General features: G+C 40.7%; 1 protein-coding gene. It reads right to left on the reverse strand.

From position 1 onward, the window contains the following. Positions 1-123 precede the first annotated feature (123 nt). The gene (locus A5875_RS09835; protein WP_088933432.1) at positions 124-8,631 is read right to left on the reverse strand and encodes a SpaA isopeptide-forming pilin-related protein; all 8,508 of its coding nucleotides are present in this window, start codon (positions 8,629-8,631) and stop codon (positions 124-126) included. Positions 8,632-8,701 lie beyond the last annotated feature (70 nt).

Genomic DNA, 8,701 nt, shown 5'->3' on the forward strand with positions numbered 1-8,701 from the left:
GGATCTTTGAAGCCAAATACTGACACGTTTAGATTATTGTATCTGTCTCTTATACACATCTAGATGTGTATAAGAGACAGCTATAATTCAGACTAATTATTTGATAATAATTTTTATTCTGTCTTATTTTCTCTTTCGCACATAAGCGATACCCACTACTATCAATACAATGATCGCTCCAATACTAAAGAGAGTGACTCCTTTTTCCTCTCCCGTTTTCGGATAATATCCTTGTTTCGGCGTTTGTGGTTTATTGGTCGTATTCGATTTGTTAGGTATCAATTTGTTCTTAGCAACCACTTCAACCTGTGCAGGCTTGCCGCTATGTGCCGCTGACATCGTAAAACTAATCAGCTGCTCTGACAATTGATAGCCTGCTGGTCCTTTGGTTTCTTTAAAGTAATACTTGCCTGGCGCCAGATTTGTCACTTGCAGTTTTCCGTCGGCTGCTGTCTTCAAATTATCACGCAGTACTTTGTGGCTATTATCCAGCAATTGGAACTCAGCATTTGATAGATGCTTATTGGCATTGTCGGCATCAATCTTGGTTAGTTCAACGTTTCCTTGATAATTAATAAAATCTTTCCCATTTAGAGCTTCAACCACCGCGGGTTTGTTCGCTGATTTAGTTGGGATTGTAAATGGTATCTCGGTTTTATTGATCAAATAGCTCTCTGGTGCTTCGGTCTCAACAAACTTATAATTACCAGGAGCTAATCCAGTGGCTGTAACATCGCCATCTTTATCAGAGTAGATAACCTCACCAACAGCTTTTCCATCTCCATCATGCACTTCAAATTTCGCATTAGCTAACGGTTTATGATTTACATTTGTTTTACGGAAACGAGCCGAACCTTGATAGTTTATGAATTTATCACTAGCGATCACTACCGCGGGCTTGCCATTAGATTTTTCATCGATAGTAAACGGAGTAGGTGTGCTATTAATCAAGTATCCTTTTGGTGCTTTCGTTTCAACAAATTGATACTCACCAGGAACAAGATCTTTTGCGGTAACCTCTCCCTTTTCATTCGTCTTCAAGTCTTTTTGAACTGAATCACCATTCTTCTTTTGGACTTCGAAGACTGCGCCTGATAGTAATTTCCCGGATTCCGCTTTCTTCGTCAGCTTTACCGTTCCTTGATAATTCTCAAAATCTCCTAAATCAAGCGTAGCTGGCTGGCCATTTTGCGGATAGATCGTAAATTTATGCTCGGTTGTATCAAGGATATAACCAACTGGTGCTTTGGTTTCTTTCAAGATATAGTCACCAGCACTCAATCCTTTGGCATAGAATGCACCATCGTTATCTGTTTTGATCGTCGTTTGAGTATTCCCATTCTTATCAATTGTTTCCACCGGATTATTTGTATCAGTGGATTTAAAGAGTTCGTATTCGGCTCCGGCGAGTGTTTTATTGCCGCTAACTTTTCTTCCTTTAATAGAAGCTTGATAGTTCGCCAAATCTAAAGTCATTCCCTTAACTTGCTGATTATCCACCACGAAATAAATCGGTTGACTGCTGATAAGATAGTTAGGAGCGGTCTGGGTTTCGACTAATTTGTAACTTCCATCTGCTAAAGCTAGATTGCTTAAATCAATCGTGCCATTGGATTCTGGTTTCAAGTCATCCTTGATCAATTTCCCAGTTGCTGATCCATCATCAATATATAAAGCAAAGATGACCTTAGATAGATCTAAGCTGCCTGAACTTTCACCATCCGTCTTCTTCAAGTTAATTTCCTTTCGAGCATTTTGGAAATCCCCTGCGTCAACGACATAGGTGCCGTCTTCGATTTTATTCAAATTGTTTTGTTCATCGGTCATAGGCAGCGTCACTGGTACACGATCAGGAATAACGACCGTCAATGGGAAGGTGTTTAACAAGTAGCCATTAGGTGCCGCTGTTTCCTTCACATAATAAGTTCCCGGTGCTAAATCCGTGAACTCAACAATTCCCTTAGAATCAGATTTAACTTTTGCAGGTTCGGTGTCGCTGAAGTCTGATTTTGTATAGAGTGTGAATTCTGCTCCGGCTAGGTCAATAATTTTGGAATCATCATATATATCGTTTCCGATTTTATGAAGTCGAATCGTTCCCCGATAGTTTGCGACATCCTCAGCAAGTTTAACAACCGCTGGTGCGCCTTGATTTTCTGCTGGAATCTCAAAAGCTAAGTCTTCATTCGTCATGATATACTTGCCCGCGTTGCCTTTATTCGGTGTTTCCGTTTCTACAAAGCGATAGCTTCCGGGTGCCAAACCAGTTACGCGAACAATACCGTCTTGATCTGAAGTAGCTGTTTTATCAGCAACATCCTTGCCATCAGCATCAACAACTTTAAATTTCGCCCCTGGCAATACTTTTCCTTCACCATCAGTTTTGGTCAGCTGAGCAGTTCCTTGATAGTTGATAAAGTGATCTTGCACTGTTACTATCGCGGGCTGTCCTTCGGCTTTTTTAGGAACGGTTACTGGAATAGTCGTTGTATTAATCAGGTAACCGGTTGGTGCAGCGATTTCCTTGAAGGTGTAATCACCGGGTGCCAAATCGTTAAAGAGAACTTCACCTTTATCATCTGAGGCAACTGTTTTACCCACAGGCTGATCATTACTATCCAACAATTGGAACTCCGCGCCTGCCAATGGCTTATCATTCACATCAGTTTTGATTAATTTAACAGAGCCTTGATAATCCACAAATGGCTGATTGATTGTAATCGTCTGCGGTTGGCTCTCTGCCGAATTCGGAATGGTAAATTCAACGGCTTGAGCGTTGATCAAATAATTAGCTGGTGCTTTGGTTTCTTTGATCGTGTAATCGCCGGGTGCTAGTTTATCAATTGTGACTTTTCCATCTGAGCCAGAAGTTGCTTCTCCGACAGGTTGATCATTTTTATCATAAACCGTAAATTCCGCACCTCTCAATGGTTGATTGGCTTTGTCGACTTTCGTCAATTCAACCGTTCCAAGATAATTTCGTAAAGTTAATTTATCGCCGGGCGCTGTTTGATCGTTTGTTGTGACGACTGTCGGCTTGCCTTCTGCACTCGCTGGAATCGTAAATTTGATTTTTTGTGTATTCACTAGATACTTATTCTCATTCGAGCTTTCTTGGAAATAGTAATTGCCCGGAGCTAGACCTTTGACGGTCACATTACCGTCAGCATCAGATTTAATACTTTCCGGTGTCATTTTCTCCGGATTGGCAGTGTCCGTATAAACATCGAAAACTGCTCCAGCTAGTTTACTGAAACCATCATCCGAGGTATTTTCTGCCTCTTTATAAAGTTGGGCAGCTCCTTGGTAGTTAACATTGGCATCCCCATTGATTGGAATATCCAAAACAGGAGGATCGCTTTCAGCTTGGTCTTCTACTGTAAAAGGAATTTCTTTGGTGTTCAACAGATATCCCTTTGGTGCAGTTTTCTCGACAAACTTGTAGCTTCCCGGTGACAGTTCAAAGGCTTGAATATTCCCATCTAGCGCATCCGAAGTGAAAAAGCCATCACTACCGGCTCCTTTGGTTGAATCTGTAATTGGCTGCCAGTTTTCACCTTTGTGCATCAGTAATTGATATTTTGCCCCGCCTAAACCATGACCACTCGCATCAACTTTTTGGAACCGTACCCCTTCTTTATAGTTTTTCAGTGGTGTCTTTTCATCCAAAACGATCTTCTGTTCTGCATTATCGATCGTGATCGCAGTATCGTCTTGATTGTTGGAGGTAGGCGTCGTAAAGCGAACGAGCTGTTGGTTGAGCAGATAATCATCTGGCGCTTGTGTTTCCTTGATCGCATAAGTTGTACCTGGTGCTAGATTCTTAAAGGTAAAATACCCATCGGCTCCAGAAGTGACCGGATCTCCGATCGTTGTTTTCCCATCAGCCGTATATAATTGGAAACGCGCTCCTGCTAACGGGGTATCTTTTCCTTCCAGATAGTCTCGCCCATCAACTTTCTTGAAACGTGCGGAACCTTGGTAGTCAATCAAAGCCTCGCCGTTATTCAATTGAATCGTTGTTGGCGCTTGGTTTCCAGTCGATACTGGATCGATAGCAAAAGTAATTTCTCTACTATTTAAATAGTATCCTTCTGGCGCTTTGCTTTCCTTTAATTTGTATTTCCCAGGTGCCAAGTTGTTCAAGTTTAATTGACCGTTACTATTAGTCACATAGGAACTTTGATCGCCATAGTCTTTGAAGTCATTCGAATTTAACTCAGCCCGTTGTAAACTGAACCCTGCTCCTGCAAGATTTTTCCCGAATTCATCGGTTTTCTTCAAGACTGCTGAACCTTGATAATCTTTTAGCTGCAGGACACCATCGGAGACTGCTTGATCATTGACGAATACCCCGCGAGTATTATCTTCGTTTTTCTTCACTTCAAAATCAATCAACGTTTGATTAATTTGATAGTTGTCTGGAGCAATTACTTCTTGGATACGATATTGGCCATCACCGAGACCTGATAAATCAAAGCCTTGCGTTGTTGGTACGATTGACTTAACGAATGTGTAATTGGGAGTTTCCTTGGTTCCACTATTTTGATAAAGGCTAAACAATCCGCCTGCTATCGGATCGCCAGCGCCATTAGTCTTATTGAAAAGCACTTTAACTGGTTTATTTTCAATCTGCGTAATCGGTGTGTCACTGCCAGTATCTACCGAAACTTTTCTTCCATTTAATAGGTCCGGTGAGATTGTATAACCATTGGGTGCTTCAATTTCTTTAACATAATATTCGTAAGTCGAACTAGTCGCGATCAAATTTCCAAAAGTCGCTATTCCCTGACTATTAGTTGTTGTTTGATACAACACGTTGGTCTTATTCGTCTTTGTATTTTTACGTAACAGTTGCAAAACAGCTCCGGGAACGATACTGCCGTTGCCGTCAGTTTTTTGAACAATAATTTTCCCCTTCGTTCCAAATGCTGTACCGTTAGATTCCTGAATCGCCACCGTAATAACCTGCCGCGCATCTTTTCCCGGTAACTCTCTACCCTCGCTTGAGATCGAAGCTTCGTTGGTTACAGTCTCTATTTCAGAGGTGAAGCTAGGTTCAGTATCGTAAATCAATACATAGGGCTGCTCGATTACACCAGTTAGATATTCTCCAGGGTTATTAGGATCTAGTCTTTCCTGAATATCTGACATATCAACGGTGAAACTCTGCTGACCTGTTGCCGGATCAGTCGTCACATTTACTTTGTATTGGCTGCTCGGAACTAACTGATCAGGTTGAACCGTTGTCGAACTGCCTGAGCCTGAATATTTTCCAGTATATAATTTAAAACTTTCTTGCAGGATTTGATTAGAGCTTGGCGTATCTTGAATTTTTACATTTGAAAGTAACGATTGGTTAGGATTGATATCCAACTGCCAATTGATTAATCCCGTTTGAGTATTATACTTTCCGGTTTTAACTGCTGACTTCCCGCCAAAAGCAATTGAGACTGACGCTGTCAAATGCTGTTCAATTCCTTCAACAGTGGTTATCGCAGTATTCCGATACGTCGATTGATCATAAACGATTTTTCCTTCTAAAGTCGTTTTGAATTGAATTCGGAAAACCATTGGGGAACCTGTTTCATCCCAGCCCGGAATATAATTGGCTTTAGAACCAAACTCTATCGCTAGCGTTCCTTGCTCAGTTTCCCCAGTTGGTTCTGGAATGGTCGTCTTTAAATAATCTTTGCCGACTTGATTGCCTCCATAGGTATTTCCTGTTGCCGCTTGGAAATTCCCTTTTGAATTGATCGTTCCTCTTGTCACGGTCAATGAATCCGGTTCGTAGACTTGATTTCCAGTGATTGGATCTTTGAAGCCAAATACTGACACGTTTAGATTATTGTAGTTTGCAATGACGGTCCACGTAATTTCCTTCGTTGCTGGATTGTAGCTGCCGGACTTCATCCCTTGATTGACTTCTTGAGTGCTAGTCTTGAAATCGGTCGAACTTGAAGATGAATAAGGTGTTCCGTTATTCGTAAAATCGGCTTGCATCGTATTCTTATAATCAACACTTGTATTTGGATTAGGGACATCTTCACTGAATTGATTATATGCAGTGTAGTATTCCATCTGAAACTGATGATTCGTTTTGGCATAGCCATTTTGAAACTTCACAGTAAAATTCTCGAATCCTTTTTGGTCAGCAGTAACATTCACAGTAAGAACATAATCTGCGGTTGCTGGATCACCGATTGTTCCAAAATCTTCTCCATTTTTCCCTAACAGCCGCAATGCCCCGTTTAAAACTCGGTTGTTGTCATCTATATCATGAATCACAACCCCCGCATCTGTTTCTCCATTCGGGTTCTTCACTTTTGAAGGGATACTTACATATCCTTGTTCAGAATAACTCATTGTATCGGTAAAAAGAGCATTGTCCATTTCGTATTTGTTCTTGTTTAGGTCAACCACATAGTGAGCCATCTTCGTGCCTACGTCAACAGTCGGTCTATTTTTGATAACGACCTGTTGAACTGGATTTGTCACTACTTGGGGTGTTGTTGGAACATTTTTCGTTTGTGCCTCATTTGTCACTGCTTGCTGATTATTCGCTGCAACAATCTTATTAACCTTGGTTTTATAGGCGATGTTGATTGCTTTGCCTGCTTGAATATTATTCTTGAAGGTCACAGTAAACGGATTTGTTGATGTATCAATCGAATAATCCTTTGGATCAAGCGGCGCGCCATTGACTGGATTGCCGTTGTTATCAAAATTGACAGTATAAACATTGAAACTATTTGTCTCCACATCCATATTAGAAGAATACGTATCGGAAATGACCGTATCATCAGCCAGTTCTTTCTGTCCATAATTGTAGCGGATCAGCCAACTATATTCTTGGTTGATACTGTCATAGCCGGTCTGAACTTTTTCTAAAGCCTTTTTATAATTCAACTGAACTGTCGCTGAAGCCTTCAAATTGTCAGAACCGGTATTCAAATGAACTGTATTCGTGATTGGTACTGTTCCACCATTGGTTGGTTTTACTGAATCTTTGATGGTTGTAGAATAAATGACACGATAAGGACTGTTGATCTTAGTGTTGAATTGAATCGAACCATCGTCAGCAACCGTATACGTACTTGGATCAAGCGGTGTCTGTCCAGTTCCAGTGACATTGCCGTTGAAATCAACATTTAATGGGTAAACAGTGACTGCTCCAGTATCGGCTTTATTAAAGGTCACTTGGTCAGGAAAATTCTCAGTCAATAAAGGATTATCTAATTCCGAAAAATCTTTATTGAAATCAACGGTCCAATTGACTTTACTGGGATTATTTTTCGAATCTGTTTTGCCAGCCTTACTGATGGAGACGCCACCTGTAGGTTTGATGTTGATCGTCAATGGCGGAATATTGGTTTTACTTGGATAAATGATCGTTGTTGGACCAGGTTGTCCAATTTTCTGTGTATCAAAGTGAACATCTGCAGAAACTGATCCGCTCTCAGCGGGTAGAAAATCCTCTCCCTCTTGCTGCGTAAAAGTAATTCGTATTTTTTGAGTGTTCGCATCAAAAACGTAGGTTCCGTAAATTGTTCCATCACTATCTGTTAGATTCCCATGAGGAGATGGAGAAGTAATTTTCAAGCCTTCTGGAAAATCCATTTCGTAATAGTCACCCGGAACCATCTCAGTTCGAACAGCTTCTGGAATTGCGAAGTTTAAATTAAAATCAACGGTGGAATTGATGGTCGGTGGATTGGGATCAAAGTTTAAGCTTATGTCTTTAACAAAATTATCCCCCGGCGCATATTGTGCAAATAGCTCATCGATTGGCCCTGCTTCTCTTGGTTGTTGGGGTTCATCGGCTTGTGCTTTGATGGCACTCTTTTTTTGTTTCGACTCTTTCACTTTTGTGTTTTCAGTCGATTCTTTTGAACTGTCTTTAGTTGCTGCCTTACTTTGACTCGTACTAGTTTCTTTAGGTTCGGTGCTGGACTCTTTACTAGCCTCTGTTGAAGTCGAAGCTTCACTTTCAACTGCACTGGAGCTTTCGTTAGACTCGTTGATTTCTGGCAGAGCTAATTGAAAGATTTTTTGATCCTCTTGATAAAACTCAAGCGTCTTGTCAGGACCACGGGTAATCGTGCCTAATAGGACAAGTCGAAAACGATTTTCGCCTTTTACCAATTTATTGAAGTTCAATGTATATTTTGCACGCACACCCGTTGTATCAATAGTGTATGTACCAATCGTTTCCTTCGCTTCATTTAGAATGATCTTCTCTTCGTCTTTACTATTTTCTAGTGTGAAGGGTTTCGTCATTTCAAAACTGATTGACTGGTTGTTTTCGACTGAACTAGTAATTTTTCCAACCAAATCTAATTCGTATTGTTCTTTGGCTGAATCCTTATTAACGAATTGGCTGTCATTTTCAAATTGTAAGTGATTGACGATCTGTGTCGAATCTTCCTTGTTCTCGGTTTTCTCTGGTATTGGGGCGGACTCTGTTGATACTGTTGTTTGCGGATCACTAGAGAGCGAATTTAGCGGTGAGGTTTTACTAATTGAATTACTAGAAGAACTCTCCGTAGTGTCTACAGCGGTTGCAAGAAGTGGCGATGCAAAACTGCCGAATAAGCTGAGTAACATGACGGTGCTTACCCATTTTTTCATACTATCCCTACTTTTCAAATTTTCTAATCATCTACTCCTTTTTGCAAAATGAACAAGATGATTTCTATCC

This window comes from Enterococcus sp. 3H8_DIV0648 (genome assembly GCF_002140655.1).
Classification (GTDB): Bacteria; Bacillota; Bacilli; order Lactobacillales; family Enterococcaceae; genus Enterococcus_A; species Enterococcus_A hulanensis.